The following is a 17,281-nucleotide window of genomic DNA, read 5'->3' on the forward strand; positions in this document are numbered from 1 at the left end:
TCGCGATGGAGCAGGGCCTCCGCTTCGCCATCCGCGAAGGCGGCCGCACCGTCGGCGCCGGCGTCGTGTCGAAGATTATTGAGTGATTCGCGCTAGCGAATGATCGAACGGAAAGGGCGTCCCTAGGGGCGCCCTTTTTCGTATGCCTCGTCTTGGGAATAGGCACCCGTTTTCCTACAAGGGAAATGCTGTTACTCTGCACACAATAAATGGCGGCGGGATCGGAGGAGAGTCAACGTTCCCTCGATTGACGGGGTAATGATGAAGAAGTTGTTCCCATCTCTATCCAAAGACGCGACGCTGGGCAGTGTATTCAGCTTGTTTCCGGGTAAGCTTTCCCCGTGGTGCGAATATGAAAGCCTCGTCATGCGTGGCAAGAGCGACCTTTCTTTTTCTGAGCGTGAGTTGATCGCGGCCTACGTTTCGGGACTGAACGCATGTTCCTATTGCCACGGTGCCCATACCATGTTCGCCCGTGCGTATGGCATTGATCCGGAACTGATTGAATCGCTTATGGAGGATCTCAATTCAGCGCCTGTCGATCAAAGGTTCAAGCCAATCCTCGCCTATGTCGCAAAACTTACACTGTCACCTTCCCGAATGACCGAAGAGGATGCAGACGCAGTATACAAGGCGGGATGGTCTGAAGATGCGCTTTTCGATGCGATACAGGTTTGCGGAGTGTTCAATTTGGTGAACAGACTGGTTGAGGGAACAGGCATCAGCAGAGTTGGCAATGATCCCAATGACGTTGATGAACAAACGCTTGCCAAGTTTCGCAGCGAGACGTTCTACACTGACTTCGGTCGCGCCAACGGGTTGGATGTTTAAAGGTTAAGCGCGCTCTGACAGCTAAGCGGCCATTGCACCAAGTTTCTTTTATTCGCGCCAGACGACAGTTGAACGCGAATTCTTAATAGCAAGCTTTGGACAAGGTGCTTGGCGTTTTAGTTTCAGGACAGTCCTGACTCAGCCGCCGCCCGCACGGCACGGATATTCTCGCCATACACTTCGGGATTATCCACCGACCCGCCCTTGAACACCGCAGAACCCGCAACCAGCACATCGGCACCCGCAGCAGCGACAAGCGGAGCGGTTTGCGGATCGACACCACCGTCGATTTCGATATGCACCGGACGGTCGCCGATCATGTGGCGCAGTTTACGCACCTTGCTTGTCAGGTCGATGAACTTTTGACCGCCAAAGCCTGGGTTCACGGTCATGACACAGATCAGATCGGTCAGATCAAGCAGGTGTTCAACCGCCTCGGCAGGGGTGCCGGGGTTCAGCGCAACACCCGCTTTCATGCCAGCGGCGCGGATGGCTTGAAGCGTTCGGTGTGTGTGCGGCCCGGCCTCGATATGTGCCGTCAGAATGTCCGCGCCGGCGTCTGCGTATGCCTGAATGTAGGGATCGACCGGGGTGATCATCAGGTGCACGTCCATGACCGTTTTCACATGCGGACGGAACGCTTTCACAGCGGGCGGGCCGAAGGTCAGGTTTGGAACGAAATGGCCATCCATCACGTCGACATGGACCCAATCGGCGCCCTGGGCTTCGATGGCCTGAATCTCGGCTCCGAAATTGGCAAAATCGGCGGATAGGATCGACGGAGCGATCTTGATGGTGCGGTCAAAGCTCATTGCGGCCTCAGGTCTGATGGCGGGACAGGCCTGCGTATACCTGCGCCGCGCTGCGAAGGGTAGCCCCCGTAACGCGGGCTCCGTTACAAAACTTTCACTGCTCTGACACATAGCCGTTGAGCAGTGTCTGTAATTCACCGCCAACACGACGTGGGGGTGGCACGTGCTGCGCATCGAAAACTAACCAAACGCTTCGGGGACAATGCGGCCGTAGACGCCGCGTCACTGGATGTAGACAATCCCTGCATGATCGGGATCATCGGCCGATCGGGTGCCGGCAAATCGACGCTGTTGCGGATGATCAACCGTCTCACGGACTCCAGCGATGGGCAGATTCTGTGTGATGGCCGCGATGTCACTCGGCTGAAGGGCCGTGATAAGCGCGTGTGGCAAGCGGACTGCGCGATGATCTTCCAGCAGTTCAACCTTGTGCCACGACTGGATGTGGTCTCGAACGTGCTGCATGGCACGTTGAACCGACACTCGACGCTGGCGACCATGTTCAACCTGTTCCCGATGGAAGAAATTCACCGCGCCATCGACATTCTCAATCGCCTCGGGATCGCTGAACATGCGCCAAAGCGGGCAGAAGCCTTGTCAGGCGGTCAACAGCAACGCGTCGCGATTGGGCGTGCGTTGATGCAGAATCCCAGGATCATTCTGGCCGACGAACCCATTGCCTCGTTGGATCCGATAAATGCGCAGGTGGTGATGGAGGCCTTGCGTCGCATCCATGAAAAGGATGGCTGCACAGTCATTGCCAACGTGCATAATTTGGATGCGGTACGACGCTACTGTGACTGTGTGGTTGGTTTGCGCGACGGGTGTATCGTCTTTGACGGCATTCCCGAACAGCTGACCACTGGCGTTGCGCGCGAAATCTATGGGGCCGATACCAGCTTTTCGGAAGCGGCGACATCAACCGAGATTGGCACGCTGGACGCCACCCAGAAAGCGCTGATGGAAGCTGAAGCCACCATCTAAGCCCACTCACCCCTTACATCGCCCGGCCCGATGAGAGGCCGGCACATCAACCTGGAGAGAGACAAATGAAAAAAACTGATTGCTGCCCTTGTGGCGACCACAGCACCGGCCGCACCGGCCTTGGCCGAAGATATCAGCGAGTTCCGTATTGGCATTCTTGGCGGTGAGAACGCTCAGAACCGTCTGAACAACAATGAATGCCTGCGTCAATATACCGAGGAAGAACTGGGGGTTGAAACCAAGCTGTTTGCTCCGACCGACGATAACGGTGTGATCCAGGGCTTGCTGGGCGGCACTATCGACATGGCTTGGCTGGGCGCGTCGGGTTACGCGAAAACCTATCTGAGCGACCCCGAAGCTGTTGAGCCTGTTCTGGTCAAGGTAAACCTGGATGGCGGATACGGTTGTTACTCCATCGGTTTCGCACGCAAGGATAGCGGCATCACCTCGCTGGAAGATATGAAGGACAAGACCTTCGGCTTTGGCGATCCGAACTCAACCTCAGGCTACTTGATCCCGTCGATTGAAATCCCGCAGGCGACCGGCGCAACTATGGAGTCAGGCGACTATTTCGGTGAGGTAAAGTTCACCGGCGTTCATGAACAGACCATCGTTGCGCAAGCTGCGGCGCGAGGCCGAAGACCGTCTCTCACCCAAGGAGGCCGCGGAATGAGCGCGTATAACTTCGCCTATCTGGATGAACAGACCAAGCGGATGATCCGTCGGGCCATACTGAAAGGTCTGGATGTTCCGGGCTATCAGGTGCCTTTCGCCAGCCGGGAAATGCCGATGCCTTATGGCTGGGGAACTGGCGGCGTTCAGGTCTCGGCGGCGACGCTGACACTGGATGACACGTTCAAGGTGATCGACCAGGGCGCGGATGACACCACGAATGCAGTTTCGATCCGCAAGTTTTTTGAAAAGACCGCAGGGGTCGCGACCACCGAGGAAACCGAAAAGGCCACCGTCATTCAAACGCGCCACCGCATCCCCGAGGTTAAGCTGCGCGAGGATCAGATCCTCGTTTACCAGGTGCCGATCCCTGAACCTTTGCGCTTTCTAGAACCGCGTGAGACTGAAACTCGAAAGATGCACAGTCTTGAGGAATATGGTCTGATGCATGTGAAACTTTACGAAGACATCTGCCAGCACGGGGCGATTTCGACCGCCTACGCCTACCCGGTGAAGGTGTCGGGGCACTATATGATGGACCCGTCGCCGATCCCGAAATTCGACAACCCCAAACTGGAAATGGATGCTATTCAGCTGTTCGGGGCAGGGCGGGAACAACGGATATACGCGGTGCCGCCCCATACCAAGGTGGTGAGCCTTGATTTCGACGATTATCCGTTCGAAGCAACCAAGGCCAACCATCTCTGCGATCTGTGCGGGGCTGAGGACAGCTACCTGGACAAGGTGATCATGGATGACGCCGGAAACCGGATGTTCGTTTGCTCTGACACCGATTATTGCCGTTCGCGCCGTCAGGCGGGCCATCAGGGACGCATGGCAACGGAGGGCGCGGCATGACGCCCTTGCTGCAGGTTAAAGGCATTGCAAAGCGCTATGGCACGCGCATCGGATGCACGGGGGTTGGTTTCGATCTTTACCCCGGCGAGGTGATGGGGATCGTTGGTGAAAGCGGGTCTGGCAAGTCGACCCTTTTGAATTGCCTGGCTCGCCATCTGGAACCGGATGCGGGGCAGGTGATTTTTGGCACCCGTGCTGATGGGCCAGTGGACACGGTCACCATGTCTGAGCCTGAACGCCGGATGCTGCGGCGAACAGATTGGGCATTTGTGCATCAACATGCACGGGACGGGTTGCGCATGTCGGTCAGTGCAGGTGGCAATATCGGTGAGCGTCTTATGGCCGTGGGTGACCGCCACTATGGCGATATCCGCGACAAGGCCATCGACTGGCTGGGACGCGTCGAGATTGACGGGACTCGCGTCGATGATCGCCCGGCCGCATTTTCAGGCGGAATGCAGCAGCGCCTGCAGATCGCGCGTAATCTGGTCACGGGACCTCGGCTGGTTTTCATGGACGAACCGACCGGCGGGCTGGATGTCTCGGTACAGGCGCGGTTGCTGGACCTGTTGCGCGGGCTGGTGCGCGAGATGGGGCTGAGCGCGATTATCGTCACTCATGATCTGGCCGTAGTGCGCCTGTTGGCGGATCGTTTGATGGTGATGAAAGACGGCCACGTGGTCGAAAGCGGACTGACCGATCAGGTTCTGGACGATCCGCAGCATGCTTATACGCAGCTGTTGGTCTCAAGCGTGTTGCAGGTGTGAAGATGGCAGCGATGATCGAACTGAAAGATGTGAGCAAAAGCTTTACCCTGCACAATCAGGGCAGTGCGGTGATCCCTGTGATGGAAAGCGCGTCGCTGACCGTCGCGCCAGGAGAGTGCATTGCCCTGACCGGAGCGTCCGGGGCGGGCAAGTCGACCCTGATGCGGGTGATCTATGGGAACTACTTGGCGGCGTCCGGGCAGGTTCTGGTGGGCGGGCTTGACGTGGCGCAAGCCGAGCCGCGCCAGATTCTGGCCCTGCGGCGCGAAACGCTTGGATATGTCAGCCAGTTCCTGCGTGTTGTCCCGCGCGTACCGACGCTCGAGGTGGTGGCTGACCCGTTACTGGCATTCGGTTGCGAGCGGCAGGCGGCGCTGGAAAAAGCGGCAGCGCTGTTGGCGCGGCTGAACATTCCTGAACACCTGTGGGGCCTGAGTCCAACGACCTTTTCGGGTGGGGAGCAGCAGCGGGTGAACATAGCCCGCGGTTTCGCGCATGACTATCCCGCGATGCTACTGGATGAACCCACCGCCTCGCTGGATGTACAGAACCGTGAGACGGTGCTGTCATTGATCGAAGAGGCCAAGGCGCGTGGTGCCGCAATTGTCGGGATTTTCCACGATGTCGGCGCGCGAGACCGGGTTTGTGATCGCGAGGTCAACGTTTCTGACTTCACGCCCGGAGTGCTGGTATGAGCCTTGCTCCGGTCATAGCAATTGTTGGTCCGTCTGGCGTTGGCAAGGACAGCGTGATCGAAGCGCTAGATGCGCGTGTTCCCGGTATTCACCGGGTGCGACGGGTCATCACGCGGCCCGAAGGCGAACAAGGCGAAGACTTTGACCGTGTGTCTGTTGACCGCTTTCGGCAGATGGTTGCACAGGGTGCATTTGCTTTGCATTGGCCTGCGCATGGCCTGTTCTACGGTGTACCCAAGACTGTTGAGGAGCTTAGAAGGCAAGCGGATGGGGTGTTGGTGAATCTATCCCGGTCTGTTTTGCTGCGGGCGCAAGAGGTGTTCGGCGATCTGGTTGTAATCTCGCTGACGGCAGCCCCCGAGGTTCTGGCGCACCGCTTGTCAGCACGCGGACGCGAAAGCACGGCCGAGCAAGCGCGGCGGATGACACGTGCCAAGGCGAGTTTGCCCGAGGGGCTGGTGCGGGTTATCGAAATCGACAATTCCGGGTCGCTGGAGTCTACAATCGATACGATCCTCGACCACCTTCAACCGGAAAGGGCATAGCGATGCAGCAAGTGAAACCGCCCATCCTCGGCCTCACCCACCAACGCCAGATCATTGATCTGAAACGGCTGAGGCAGCAACGGGGCAAGCCGCGATTGCAGCGCCGCTTCAACCGTTGTCAGCGTGGCTTTGTCGAATTTACCGCTGAGCGTGATGTGAAAGCGAAACGCATCCATCACGTAAGGATAACCCCATTGCACCAAGTTGGCGTCCTGCTGGGTGGTCAGGCCACTTGCGCGGCGCCGATCAAGCTCGGACTGGGCAGGCGGCGCACGAAAGCTGTCCAGCTCGCGCACGCAAGCGGCGGCCAAAGCGTTCAGCGCGGCCTCATCCCCCAGCGGGCGCAGGGCCAGGAACCGGCCAAGTCGGGCGATCGCCAGCCCGTCCTGGACAATAGCGGGCTGCGTGGCCGCGACCCGCGCGCAGGCGTCTTGCAACGCCTCAACCGTTTGCCCATCCCGCAGCCGAAACGGGGGCTTGATTGTCGCATGCAGACCGTACTTGCGCGGCCCTTCGGTCACGGCTGCAACATCAACGCTGTCGATCACGGGATGGACAAGGGCGGCGCCGGCCTCGATGTCCCAACCCAGCCAGCTGCTGGCGAATTTCGTCCATTCAGCCGTGGCTGGTGGCGCAAAATAGATCGCGTATCGCGTGAATGTCACATTGGCCTCCTATGCGTGGCCTTCTCAATAGCTCAGACCGTGTGAAGTTCAGATGACAGAAGAAATGATCCTTGCCAATGCCACGCTTGTCCTTCCGAATGAGACGGTTACAGGCAGCGTCCGTATCGTGGGCGAGACGATTGCAGACATCGCAACCGGCCCGACCGTTCCGGTCGGTGCCGTTGACTGCGAAGGCGACTATGTCAGCCCCGGTCTGGTTGAGTTGCATACCGACAACCTTGAACGCCACATCCAGCCGCGGCCCAAGGTCGACTGGCCCCATGCAGCAGCCATTCTGGCCCATGATGCCGAACTGGCCAGCACCGGGATTACCACCGTGTTTGATGCGATGCGCATCGGCTCGATCCCAAGTGGCAACCGCTACAAAAAATATGCGCGCGATCTGTCCCGCGAGCTATGGCAGCTGCGCGAGCAGGACGCCTTGAAGATCAGCCACTTTTTGCACCTCAGGGCCGAGGTGTGCTCGGAAACGCTGGTGGATGAGTTGGATGAGTTCAGCGCCGAAGATCGTGTGGGGCTGGTGTCTCTTATGGATCATACGCCGGGGCAGCGGCAGTTCCGGAATATGTCGCAGCTAGAAGCCTATATGAAGGGCAAGCACAGCATGTCAGACGACGACTTTCTGCAGCATGTGGCCCAGCTCAAGGCGCTGCGCGACCGGAATGGTGACCGGCACGAGGTTGAAACCGTGAAAGCAGCAAAACGCTTTGGCGCGATCCTGGCCAGTCACGATGATACCACGCAGGAACAGGTGGCTGTATCCGCCGGTCACGGCATTCGGCTGGCCGAGTTTCCGACAACCGTAGAGGCCGCGCAGGCCTGCCATGATCACGGTATCAAGGTCATGATGGGTGCGCCCAACGTAATCCGGGGCGGGTCGCATTCCGGCAATGTCGCCGCGCAAGAGTTGGCTGATCTTGGTTATCTCGACATTTTATCTTCGGACTATGTGCCCGCCGCCTTGCTGCTGTCAGCGGCGCGTCTGGGTGAGCAGTGGGGCGATATGTCCCGCGGTTTGCGGACTGTGACCCAAGCCCCTGCACAGGCCGTTGGTCTGGAGGATCGCGGCGAGCTGCGCATCGGTGCAAGGGCGGATGTGATCCGGTTTCGATTGCGGGAAGGTGCACCTGCTCTGAATGGTGTCTGGTCACGCGGACGGCGCGTTGCCTGATCAGGCCCTGTAGAACAAATACCTGTCCGGCGCGATTGTATCCGGGCCGCTGATCTGTTTGAACCCCACCAAAGGCTGCCCCGATATCAACAATCCCCCGGGCCGCATCACTTGCGCGATCAAAGGGCTCAGGCGGGCTGCTTCTGCGATATCTTCTTCCTTGATTCCACGCCCAAAATCATAATGCGCCAACACGATCTTTGGGCCGCCAGCAGCCAGCTTTTCGAGCATTGGCTCAGCCTCGCCCTGCAAGAAATCTTGGGCGGGAGGGGTGCTGGATGGGTGGCATTGCAGTACCCGATCCATAACCCAGATGCGCCGATCGGGCATGATTTCCCGCAGGTGGTCATAGGTGCGCCCGTTGCCCAACCCCATGTCCAGAACGTCGCCATCCATGTCGCTGACTTGTGCGACCGCCCAGTTCAGCCCGTCGCGTTGTGCCGTTAACCGGCGCAGCATGGAATCTAGTCGGCTCATTCAGGTCTCCATGGGTTGTTTCTCAGATGGTGCGACCCAGGTGAGGCCGGGACCGTCCAGAAGTCTGCGCAGCAACCCTTCTGTAAAGGTCCAGATGTCTTGATCATGAACCAGATGATGCGTCAACACTCCGAATGGTTCGGCGTTGTCGGTGCGCCCCTCACGCCGGTCACGCAGCAGTTTGACTGTTTGGGCAATCAGCTTGTCCGCTGCGGTCAACCCGCGCGTTCCGCGCCAGTCGATCGGGTCCAGATGGGTGTTGATCTGTTCCATCCCGGGCGCAGACCAGCGTGTCTTGCGTGGCGTTGCGGTTGAGATGATGCGGAACCCAAGTCCGGGCAGGTGTTCGACCACCTCGGGCGCAATGCGGTTCCAAGGGGGCACGAACATCGGGTATAGCCGGTCTCCGAACAATGTACGCAAGCGATCCAACCCAGCTTGCGCATCCGCAGTAATGTCTTCGACAGGCCGATGCAGTCGGAACTCGGATTTCTTCTCATCCACTGGTGCGTGGTTCTGATGAGCCCAGCCATGCACCACCGGGACCAGCATCCGATGCCGTTCCACGTAATCTACCAGCCGACTATCGGCGTTGCGCGGAATGACCGCCAAATGAACGGGCAGGCCAAGAGATTGGGACAAGCCTGCCAGCGTCTTCAGCTGCGGCGTTCCCGAGACGGCGTCGTCGTCCCGCCACCACAGCGGAAGGGAAAGGTTCTGCACACGCCAGCGGTGCAGCTCGGACTCTAGGGGCTGCCAGTCAATTGTCATGCTTGCGCCCTTATTTTAACCGCAATTTCGACGGATCTATCGGCCCCGTCAAAGCCCTTGGTTGAAACGGGGCGCGGACCATTCAGGATAACAGCCTCAACAGCCCGCGCCAAAGCAGGCCCACCAAGCTCCTTGCTGGGTAGCAGTTCGATGCCAGATATCTCAGAAAGACTTGTCCCACGTAGTGTCTGTTCGACCTCTTTGCCATCGTCAAACGGAATGAACACAGCTGGCGTGCCGGATTGCAGAATGTCCAGCGCGGTATTGTAGCCGCACATGCTGACGGACGCTGCGGCCAGTGGCAGCATCTGGCGGAAATCCGGACGAACAGGTTCCAACGTTACCGGGGCATCACCCACATCGTTTTGCAAGTCGGCAATGCGTTGCCGTGCGTCTTGACCGCCCACCAACAGGCGCCAGCGCCTGTTGGGCATCTTGCGGGCGGCCTCGATGGCCGCGCGAAAGATCGGCTGGCCCACGGATCCACCGCCGGCGCTGACCAACACCTCGCCTTTGCCAACGGCATCCGGGTGCGGCACGGGGGCTTTGGGTGCGACGAAACCGGTATAGAACAACCGCTTGCGCAAGCGATCGGTAACCGGCCAGCTGACATCCAGCGGAACAACATCTTGATCTGCATGGACGAGGATACCGTCGTAGTACCGGAGCACGATCTCTTCCGCACGTTGCGCTTTGGACTCTTTCGACGGTGGGGCCAGAATATCCCGGATCGAGCCCAAAATGGTCGGGCGGTGCGGCAGGGTCCGGGCAGCCTCAAGCGCCGCGATGAACTCGGTCGCCAGTGACCGGCGGCCAAGGGGAAACAGCTCAGTGATCAGAACATCCGGCACGAAACTTACAACGGCTTTCACCAGTGCAGTTTCACGCGCTTTTAGGTAGGCCGCGTCGGCGATTTCACCGTTTGCGGTTAAAAGCCGAGTAAAGTCGGTTCCGTCCGAGCGAAGTGGCGGCAACCCCAAAAGGCTGACACCCGCACTGTCCAATTGCGGCGCAGGCATTCCACCCGAAACGACAAAGGTCTCGTGCCCCGCGCGTTCAAATGCCTTGCCCAGCGTCAACGCCCGACTCAGGTGCCCGGTGCCCAGCAGGTGCGTGACAATGATCATTACCTTCATAGGTTGGCCTCGGGCCGGATCAGGCGGACGGGTTCTGGCAGAGGCGTGAGGGATGGCATATCAACGATATATAGCCGATTGCGCTTGATTTTGAATGGGGCGGGGCCGTCGAAATCCCAACCCCAGGCACGCGCCAGAATAACCCGCATGATGCCGATATGGCAGACCGCAACCGTGTCGCCGGATAGCCCGTCCAGCCAGGGCATTAGCCGTGACCAGACTTCGGTCGGGCTTTCACCATTTGGTGGGCGGAATTCCCAGCTCCAATCCTCTATATGGCGGTATCCACTTTTGGGGTCTGCTATCAGATCGGCACCGCGCAACCCTTCCCAATCACCCCAGTTCATCTCGGTCAGTGCATCCGAGGTCCGTGGGTCGCGCCCGGCAACAAGTCGCGCGGTCTCGCTGGCCCTTAGCAGCGGACTGGACCAAAGGGTCGCGTCCTTCCACGTGTCAGGCAGGCGTGTGTTTGCAAGTTCAGCCCGGGCATCCGCATCCAGCGGAATGTCGCTGCGTCCTTGAATGCGGCCTGCGCGGTTCCAGTGCGTGTGGCCATGTCTGAGCAGGGCTAAACGCGTCATCTTTGGGCCTCCACCAATGGTCGTGCGGATCGCCAGAACCGCTCGGTGGCCGCAGGCAGTAAGTGACGCTCGGCCATCCGAGTGCGGGCCTCGGCCCCCAGTGACAGACGAAGCGACAGGTCATCCAGTAACCTGCGCAATCGGGCGGCCAGACCCTTGGCGCCGGTGCTGACCTGCGGGTAGTACGACGGGGTCAGCACATCCCGCACACCGGGCCTATCCTGCGCAACAATAGGCACACCGCTGGCTTGTGCTTCAAGATAGACCATCCCAAAAGCTTCGTTCACACCGGGCCAAACCAAGACCGACGCCTCACGGTACAGATCTTGCAGCGCTTGGCGGTCGCACTGCCCCAGAAACCGTACCTTTGATCCGAACGGAGCCATCAGATTTTCAACTTCGCGACGGGCCGGACCATCGCCCGCAATATTCAGGCTCCAAACCCCATCCAGAAGGGCCAAAGTTTGGGCAATAAGGTCGTAAGACGCCAGTTTGTCACCCTGACGCATCATACCAACGCTCAGCATCGGACCTTCGCACTTGGATGCAGGCGGTAAGTCCGACAAGGGAAGAAACGGCGGCAGTTCGACAAGGCTTTGATCCCCGCACCTGTCCCGTTCAAGCGCAATCAGGTCATTGGCCGTATGGTAGAAAATCACTCGCGCCGCGTCGCAGGCATCATGCGCGGCTTGGGCAAAACTGGCCCAAGGACCATCTAATCGGCTGGTCGCACGGGTGCTTTCGATCTGGACATAAGGGATATTCCGCGCCTTGCAAACACGCGGGCCTACAAGGTCGGGCGCTTTGTAGTAGTTGTGATACGTCACCCAAAGGGACGTGTCCAAGGGCATCTCAGCGACAAGGCGCTGCACCTCTGCCTGTGCCTCGGCGCGCAACGCCGTATGAACCTGCGCATCACCGGATTTGTCGTAGATACGCAGTCGTGAGGCCAGCTCGACGGTGTCCCCCTGCGCGGCAATCGCCTGCATAAGGTTGCGCGCCATTTCGCGATCCCCAGATGGGACCGGGCTGTCGGGTGCCTTCATCGGACAGTAAAAGGCGACCCGAGTCATCAGTTTGTGTCCGCACCCAATGCGCGCAGCCGTTTGGAAAGACGGGCGATACCCGGGTCCATGCGGAAGTCAGAGATCAGACGGTCATAGGCAGCAGCAGCCATCGAGGCGGTTTTCCGGGGATCATCGGCCAGGCGGACAATAGCCGAGGCCAGCGCGCTAGGATCGTCGTCGGACAGCACCCCGTGGGTTCCGGTTTCAATGAATTCTGGGATGGCCGACACGGGCGCCGAAAGAATTGGTAACAGCTGGGACGCAGCCTCCATCAAAACGTTGGGCAGCCCATCGCGGTCTCCGTCCGCTGCAATCCGACTGGGTAGTACGAACAGGTCGGCAGCTCGCATTGCTGCGATGACTTCAGGCTGATCGCAGGCGCCCTTCCAAGTGATCCGATGCGCCAGACCTGCGGCCTCGGCCCGGTTTTGGAGCGCATCGCTCAACGTTCCGCCTCCGATATGCGTCCAGTGCCAGTCGAGTGTTTCAGGCAACAGCGCAAAAGCGTCGATCAGGCGATCAAAACCCTTTTTCTCGACCAATCGGCCGACGGACAGCATGTGAAACGGCCCGCTCGGGGTGCGCGGCACACGGTTTGGGGGGTCGGGAAAGCGGTCAAGGTCCAGTCCGTGATAGATCAGGTCAACCCGCGACGGATCATCAGCAAGGCCACGCAGATGTTCGGCACCGATGGAAGTGCAGGTCGCGCCAAAGGCCGCACCATGTGTCACTTCTTGCAATTTTTCCCGTTTTTCCCACTCTGGCGAGGTCCAGATGTCCTTTGCATGGGCGGAAAAGCTCCATGGCAGGGCGCGCATGATCGCAGCATAACGGGCGACCGAGGATGGAGTGTGCATGAAATGGGCATACATCACTTTTGTCGCATTGGGCAATTCGGCGGCTAGAACACAGGCCTGTCCGAACCTGCGGATGCGGTTATGGGTGGGATCGCGGCGCAAGTCCGTACGCCAAATCTGGTAGGCCTCGGCGTAGCCGGGCAGAGTTTTCGCCTTTTCACGTGCGGCCCAGACGCGCTGCGGCTCATCGTACAGATATTCAGGCAAGTAATGCACATGACCCTGGAACCGATCGTGCAACGGGTGGCGCTTTATGTCAGTTGGATAGCGCAAGGACCAGATATCAAAGCTGTGCCCGGCATCCTGCAGGGCGACAAGTTCCTGGGCGATGAACGTCTCGGACAGGCGCGGCCAACCTTTGACCAGCACCGCCAGTTTCGGCTGTATTGCTGTCATCCGGTGGCCCGTTTCTGTTCCTGACCCAACAGCGCGTCTACGCGATCGACGACATAGTCCAGCCCGTCCAGTAGCCCGTCCTGAATAGCCTGCGATGGAAGCGGTTGTTCGGGCAGGTTGCGAATTGCCTGTATCATCGCCTCTGGCGTCAAGCCGTCCCGATTTTCGTCCAGCATGCGGACAAGCCCCAGACTTTCGGCGCGCGACGCTCGGATCCATTGCTCGAGCCGGGGTGTTGAGCGTGGCACGATGACGGCGCGTTTATCGAACGAGAGTACCTCGCAAAAGGTGTTGTAGCCGCCCATGCAGACAACACCCGAGGCACCGGCAAAAAGGGTTTCGATCTGGGATTCGAACCCAACGGCGGTTACCCGACCGTTTAGCGCGGCAACGCGGGTCTCAAATTCGTCCCGCAATTCGCCAGACAGAAAGGGGCCGTATACCAGTACGGCACGCGGTGACAGGGTAGGGTCTTTTTCATATGCTGACAAAACAAGGTTCACCATCGCCTTGCCATCGCCGCCGCCACCCGGAGTGATCAGAATATAAGGTTTCTCGGGCGGCTCACCCACGGGGTTGAGGTCTCGGCGTAAGTACCCGGTCCAGTGAATGCGCGACTGCGCTGCTCTGCTCAGTGGCAGGCCTTGGGTCGGGTCATAGATCGAGCGCAGCCCGTATATCCAAATCTCATGGTAGAACCGCTCGGTCGCGGTGATGGCTTCTTTCCTCTCCCATTCAGCGGCCAGCACTTCGGGTTCATCAAGCACGTCGCGTAGCCCAAGAACCAGTTTCGTGCGCTGCGACTGCAGAAGAGTTTCCAGCGTAGGCAGAAGCTCACCGCGAAATCCGGTGGGTTCCTTGTCAACGATCAGCATATCGGGATCGAATTGCTGTACAGAGGTCTGGATAAGGCCCGCGCGCAGCTCGGTCACTTCTTCTATGCCCATTCCGATCGTCCGCGCCGCGTAAGAGCCATCGGCGCGTTTGGTGACACCCGGCAGTCGGACGTGATCAACCCGGCGCGGAAAGGTGAATCGCCCCGCCACCGGCGATCCCGTGAGGATCAGGGCGGATGCGTCCGGGTTGGCTTGCGTGATAGCCGCTGCAAGGGCGCGCGACCGACGCAGATGGCCCAGCCCGAAGGTATCGTGGCTGTAGAGCAGAATGCGCGGCGCCCGGCCGGTCGTTTTGTCTTGTATTCCCAGGCTCATGCTTTCGCCTATCGTGTTTTTGGGTTCAACTCCGCGCGTTTGCCCCCGTTACCGTATATTTTTTGACGCCGCTTGCCAAAGGGGTTCCCAAGACAGGGCAAATTCGTCAACCATGGCGAAATAGCAACATTCGATACGCGGCTAAGTCAGGGGAAATCACCCCCATCAGCCTGACATCGGACTTGCTGTTCCACGCAATTGCAGGGCCGGTCATATTCAGTTTTTCCTAGGTTGAAAACACTCTTGTTGTTCGCAGTGCAGCAGGAACACGAAATGACACGATCACGAGAAGAAAAAGGCTGAATATTTGAATACGCTCAGGTGCTTCTGTAGTCTTTTGGATAATACGCGAATTGGATAGGCTGCTTGATGAAACTTACACTCAGTGCTGTGATAGCCATTCTTGTTTGGGCAGTCGCAGCCGCCCTCGTTACAACGGCAGCGGCACAGACATCCTTGATCCCGGGATATGGGTCGGGGTCTGCCACTGGGTCAGATGCGAACACGGATAGCGATCTGGCCGCCGCGATCCGAGCCGCGACCGAATCTGGCGCCAGCGTGATTGTTATAGACAGCACCGGGCAGGTCGTATCTTCGGGGACTCAAGACGAGGCTCTTGAGTCCGACACACTCGACCCGATGGGGGGCGGGTCGCAGCTGATGAAAGCGCAGGAGAGGTTGTCGGATTTTCGCGCATCCATGCATGCGCGCTTGCAGGCTTTGCCTTATTCAATTTTCGAAGTGCAGTATATTTTGCGCCAAACCAGCCCGGATGGCCGGATTCAGACATATCTTGAAGTCTTGTTCTGGAACATTCTGTTCCTGCTGCTGGGGCGCTGGTTGTCTGCCGAAATCTACGGCAAGCGCATCGCGCGTCGGTTCGTAGTGGCGCGCACCAAGGAAGACCCGAAAGGCTATCGCGAAAAAATGCCCTTCCTGGTGTTCCGTTTCTTCATGGGCATAGGTGCCACTGTCTTTGCGATGGTGATGGCGCTGATCGTGGGGTACTTGATCTTTGGTGAGGCCGAAGACATCTCGATCCAGTTCACGGTCACGGCGATCTTTACCGCGTTTTTCCTGTCGCGCACCGTGTCCGACCTGTGGCGGATGGTGTTGTCGCCCTATCTCAGCCAATACCGGCTGCCACCGTTTTCGGATCGCGACGCGAAGCGCCTGTATATATGGGCGTCGGTGATTGCGACCTATGATATCTCGGTTGTGCTGTTTTCGACCTGGGTTGCTGACTTTGGATTGAACTACAACATCTACGCGATGGTCTATGGCAGCCTGACCATGGTCGGCGCGCTGGGCAACGTTTTGATGATCTTGTTCAACGCACGGGCGATTTCCAATGCCATTAGGGGGGGTCGGTCACCGGATCGGGTTTCGTGGTTATTGCGCTTTGTTTCATTCGCGTGGGCGCCGGTTGTGATCGTCTATATTGTCTTTAGTTGGTTCAAACTGGCGGTTGATCTGGTTCTGGAGCATGAGCACTCGCTGCCGATCGTCGCCAGCAGCTATGCGATCTTCATGTCCGTGGTCGTTGCATACGGGGCGATGAACTACCTGCTCGAGCGGTACTTTGATCGCAATCGTCAGATTGAAGACAAAAACGCCGATGCGGACGAGGACATCAACGAACCCGTCGAGAAACCAAAGTCAGACAGGCAGCAACAATCGATCCTGACATATGAGGACCTCGCCCGTCGTGTGGCGGGAATTCTGGCCTTCGTTGTCGGCCTCTATGCGTTGGTCGTGATCTGGAATCCCGGAATTGACTGGACCGAAGACCTGCCGATTGACCGGGCGCTGGATGTGATGACGATCTTGTTCATCGGTTATATCCTGTTCCACTTCTTCCGCATCTGGATCGACTCGAAAATCGCGGAAGAGATTGATGACGGCAGTGAAGAGGCCGAATTGGGTGATGAGGGCGGTGAGGGGGGGCAAAGCCGTTTGGCAACGCTGCTGCCGTTGTTCCGCGGCGCGATCCTTGCTGTTGTTGTGGTTACCATCGTTCTGATTGTGCTGATGGAATTGGGTATAAATGTTAGCCCATTATTCGCAGGCGCCGGTGTGGTCGGACTGGCAGTGGGGTTCGGTTCGCAAACGCTGGTGCGGGACATTTTTTCGGGGGCGTTCTTCCTGTTGGACGATGCGTTTCGGAAAGGGGAATACATCGACATTGGCGATGTCAAAGGAACGGTTGAAAAAATCTCGGTCCGGTCGTTCCAGTTGCGGCATCATCTGGGCGCGCTGAACACGATACCTTTTGGTGAGATCAAGGTGCTGACCAACTATTCCCGCGATTGGGTGATCATGAAGCTGCCGCTACGGGTGACTTATGACACGGATGTCGAAAAGGTGCGGAAGCTGATCAAGAAACTGGGTCAGGAGTTGCTGAGCGACCCGGTGATCGGTGAGAATTTTATCCAGCCGTTGAAGTCGCAGGGCGTGATCGAGATGCAGGACTCGGCGATGATCATTCGGGTCAAATTCATGACCAAGCCGGGGGATCAGTGGCTGGTGCGCAAGAAGGTCTATCAGGAAATCCGCGAGCTTTTTGCCCGGGAAGGTATCAATTTTGCCCACCGCGAAGTCACCGTTCGGCTCGCTGAAGGCAAAGAAGCCGAAAATCTGTCACCCAAGCAACGCGAAGCGGTCACGGGCGCGGTGCAGGCCGCCATCGATGAAGACTATCTGGACGATATCGGACCCGGAGGGGACGACCGCTAGCGGGGCTCTCCCGCCCCTTTGGTGTGCG

Annotated in this window: 18 protein-coding genes and 1 pseudogene; 10 read left to right on the forward strand and 9 right to left on the reverse strand. The window is 58.6% G+C overall.

Translation table 11 applies throughout. The features are described 5' to 3' along the window. Positions 1–86: EF-Tu C-terminal domain-related protein (locus AC2FIT_RS10690; RefSeq protein WP_496829666.1), on the forward strand; the 86-nt coding region annotated here is incomplete at its 5' end. A gap of 172 nt (positions 87–258) precedes the next feature. Continuing rightward, positions 259–831 carry a carboxymuconolactone decarboxylase family protein gene (locus tag AC2FIT_RS10695; RefSeq protein ID WP_496829279.1) on the forward strand — a complete coding sequence of 191 codons (573 nt, stop codon included), beginning with the start codon at positions 259–261 and terminating at the stop codon, positions 829–831. A gap of 122 nt (positions 832–953) precedes the next feature. On the opposite strand, the gene rpe is transcribed toward AC2FIT_RS10695, so the two are convergent. Then, complete coding sequence (rpe, locus tag AC2FIT_RS10700) at positions 954–1,643, reverse strand: ribulose-phosphate 3-epimerase (protein ID WP_496829281.1); 690 nt, start codon at positions 1,641–1,643, stop codon at positions 954–956. Between the two features lie 156 nt (positions 1,644–1,799). Between rpe and phnC the strand changes: the two genes are divergently transcribed. The 6 genes and pseudogenes from phnC to phnN all read left to right on the forward strand — a co-directional run bounded on the left by phnC (position 1,800) and on the right by phnN (position 6,164). After that, the gene (gene phnC, locus AC2FIT_RS10705) at positions 1,800–2,627 is read left to right on the forward strand and encodes a phosphonate ABC transporter ATP-binding protein (RefSeq protein ID WP_496829668.1); all 828 of its coding nucleotides are present in this window, start codon (positions 1,800–1,802) and stop codon (positions 2,625–2,627) included. A gap of 90 nt (positions 2,628–2,717) precedes the next feature. Next, positions 2,718–3,233 (forward strand): annotated as a pseudogene (phnD, locus tag AC2FIT_RS10710) (phosphate/phosphite/phosphonate ABC transporter substrate-binding protein); the annotation flags it as partial. A 63-nt stretch (positions 3,234–3,296) separates the two neighbouring features. Continuing rightward, positions 3,297–4,157, forward strand: a complete 861-nt coding sequence (locus AC2FIT_RS10715) for an alpha-D-ribose 1-methylphosphonate 5-phosphate C-P-lyase PhnJ (protein WP_496829670.1) — start codon at positions 3,297–3,299, stop codon at positions 4,155–4,157. After that, positions 4,154–4,924: a phosphonate C-P lyase system protein PhnK gene (gene phnK / locus AC2FIT_RS10720; protein ID WP_496829283.1), complete on the forward strand. Its 771-nt coding sequence runs from the start codon at positions 4,154–4,156 to the stop codon at positions 4,922–4,924. The genes AC2FIT_RS10715 and phnK overlap by 4 nt, the downstream gene beginning before the upstream one ends. An 11-nt stretch (positions 4,925–4,935) precedes the next feature. After that, complete coding sequence (gene phnL, locus AC2FIT_RS10725) at positions 4,936–5,619, forward strand: phosphonate C-P lyase system protein PhnL (protein WP_496829285.1); 684 nt, start codon at positions 4,936–4,938, stop codon at positions 5,617–5,619. After that, positions 5,616–6,164 carry a phosphonate metabolism protein/1,5-bisphosphokinase (PRPP-forming) PhnN gene (phnN, locus tag AC2FIT_RS10730; protein WP_496829287.1) on the forward strand — a complete coding sequence of 183 codons (549 nt, stop codon included), beginning with the start codon at positions 5,616–5,618 and terminating at the stop codon, positions 6,162–6,164. Before phnL ends, phnN begins: the two co-directional genes overlap by 4 nt. On the opposite strand, the gene AC2FIT_RS10735 is transcribed toward phnN, so the two are convergent. Then, positions 6,146–6,829, reverse strand: a complete 684-nt coding sequence (locus AC2FIT_RS10735; RefSeq protein ID WP_496829289.1) for a DUF1045 domain-containing protein — start codon at positions 6,827–6,829, stop codon at positions 6,146–6,148. The two genes, phnN and AC2FIT_RS10735, sit on opposite strands and share 19 nt — an antisense overlap. Positions 6,830–6,881: 52 nt before the next feature. On the opposite strand from AC2FIT_RS10735, the gene AC2FIT_RS10740 reads away from it, so the two are divergent. Next, complete coding sequence (locus AC2FIT_RS10740) at positions 6,882–8,021, forward strand: alpha-D-ribose 1-methylphosphonate 5-triphosphate diphosphatase (RefSeq protein ID WP_496829291.1); 1,140 nt, start codon at positions 6,882–6,884, stop codon at positions 8,019–8,021. Here AC2FIT_RS10740 and AC2FIT_RS10745 read toward each other — a convergent pair whose 3' ends face one another. From AC2FIT_RS10745 to AC2FIT_RS10775, 7 genes are read right to left on the reverse strand one after another with little or no spacing between them, the layout of a single operon-like run. Next, complete coding sequence (locus AC2FIT_RS10745; protein ID WP_496829293.1) at positions 8,022–8,498, reverse strand: class I SAM-dependent methyltransferase; 477 nt, start codon at positions 8,496–8,498, stop codon at positions 8,022–8,024. Next, a complete protein-coding gene (locus tag AC2FIT_RS10750) occupies positions 8,499–9,269 on the reverse strand; it encodes a polysaccharide deacetylase family protein (protein WP_496829295.1) in 771 nt (256 codons plus the stop codon). Then, positions 9,266–10,405: a glycosyltransferase family protein gene (locus tag AC2FIT_RS10755; RefSeq protein ID WP_496829297.1), complete on the reverse strand. Its 1,140-nt coding sequence runs from the start codon at positions 10,403–10,405 to the stop codon at positions 9,266–9,268. The genes AC2FIT_RS10750 and AC2FIT_RS10755 overlap by 4 nt, the downstream gene beginning before the upstream one ends. Then, entirely contained in the window at positions 10,402–10,986 is a 585-nt protein-coding gene (locus tag AC2FIT_RS10760; RefSeq protein ID WP_496829299.1) for a histidine phosphatase family protein, read from the reverse strand. The genes AC2FIT_RS10755 and AC2FIT_RS10760 overlap by 4 nt, the downstream gene beginning before the upstream one ends. Then, positions 10,983–12,059, reverse strand: a complete 1,077-nt coding sequence (locus AC2FIT_RS10765) for a glycosyltransferase family 4 protein (RefSeq protein WP_496829301.1) — start codon at positions 12,057–12,059, stop codon at positions 10,983–10,985. The genes AC2FIT_RS10760 and AC2FIT_RS10765 overlap by 4 nt, the downstream gene beginning before the upstream one ends. Continuing rightward, positions 12,059–13,306, reverse strand: coding sequence for a glycosyltransferase family 4 protein (locus AC2FIT_RS10770; protein ID WP_496829303.1), 1,248 nt, complete (start codon positions 13,304–13,306; stop codon positions 12,059–12,061). The genes AC2FIT_RS10765 and AC2FIT_RS10770 overlap by 1 nt, the downstream gene beginning before the upstream one ends. Beyond that, the gene (locus tag AC2FIT_RS10775) at positions 13,303–14,517 is read right to left on the reverse strand and encodes a glycosyltransferase family protein (RefSeq protein ID WP_496829305.1); all 1,215 of its coding nucleotides are present in this window, start codon (positions 14,515–14,517) and stop codon (positions 13,303–13,305) included. Before AC2FIT_RS10775 ends, AC2FIT_RS10770 begins: the two co-directional genes overlap by 4 nt. Positions 14,518–14,886: 369 nt before the next feature. Here AC2FIT_RS10775 and AC2FIT_RS10780 point away from each other — a divergent pair, with 369 nt between their 5' ends. Next, on the forward strand, positions 14,887–17,253 hold the full coding sequence (locus AC2FIT_RS10780; RefSeq protein WP_496829307.1) for a mechanosensitive ion channel family protein: 2,367 nt from the start codon (positions 14,887–14,889) through the stop codon (positions 17,251–17,253). The last annotated feature ends 28 nt before the right edge of the window (positions 17,254–17,281 follow it).

The organism is Ruegeria sp. YTSA135 (assembly GCF_059610165.1).

Bases quoted from the DNA above. Each gene is read 5' to 3' on its own strand.
- AC2FIT_RS10695 (WP_496829279.1), top strand. From the start codon at position 259: ATGATGAAGAAGTTGTTCCCATCTCTATCCAAAGACGCGACGCTGGGC.
- AC2FIT_RS10760 (WP_496829299.1), bottom strand. From the start codon at position 10,986: ATGACGCGTTTAGCCCTGCTCAGACATGGCCACACGCACTGGAACCGC.
- AC2FIT_RS10775 (WP_496829305.1), bottom strand. From the start codon at position 14,517: ATGAGCCTGGGAATACAAGACAAAACGACCGGCCGGGCGCCGCGCATT.
- AC2FIT_RS10755 (WP_496829297.1), bottom strand. From the start codon at position 10,405: ATGAAGGTAATGATCATTGTCACGCACCTGCTGGGCACCGGGCACCTG.
- AC2FIT_RS10745 (WP_496829293.1), bottom strand. From the start codon at position 8,498: ATGAGCCGACTAGATTCCATGCTGCGCCGGTTAACGGCACAACGCGAC.
- AC2FIT_RS10740 (WP_496829291.1), top strand. From the start codon at position 6,882: ATGACAGAAGAAATGATCCTTGCCAATGCCACGCTTGTCCTTCCGAAT.
- rpe (WP_496829281.1), bottom strand. From the start codon at position 1,643: ATGAGCTTTGACCGCACCATCAAGATCGCTCCGTCGATCCTATCCGCC.
- AC2FIT_RS10780 (WP_496829307.1), top strand. From the start codon at position 14,887: ATGAAACTTACACTCAGTGCTGTGATAGCCATTCTTGTTTGGGCAGTC.
- AC2FIT_RS10750 (WP_496829295.1), bottom strand. From the start codon at position 9,269: ATGACAATTGACTGGCAGCCCCTAGAGTCCGAGCTGCACCGCTGGCGT.
- AC2FIT_RS10765 (WP_496829301.1), bottom strand. From the start codon at position 12,059: ATGACTCGGGTCGCCTTTTACTGTCCGATGAAGGCACCCGACAGCCCG.
- phnL (WP_496829285.1), top strand. From the start codon at position 4,936: ATGATCGAACTGAAAGATGTGAGCAAAAGCTTTACCCTGCACAATCAG.
- AC2FIT_RS10770 (WP_496829303.1), bottom strand. From the start codon at position 13,306: ATGACAGCAATACAGCCGAAACTGGCGGTGCTGGTCAAAGGTTGGCCG.
- phnK (WP_496829283.1), top strand. From the start codon at position 4,154: ATGACGCCCTTGCTGCAGGTTAAAGGCATTGCAAAGCGCTATGGCACG.
- phnN (WP_496829287.1), top strand. From the start codon at position 5,616: ATGAGCCTTGCTCCGGTCATAGCAATTGTTGGTCCGTCTGGCGTTGGC.
- AC2FIT_RS10715 (WP_496829670.1), top strand. From the start codon at position 3,297: ATGAGCGCGTATAACTTCGCCTATCTGGATGAACAGACCAAGCGGATG.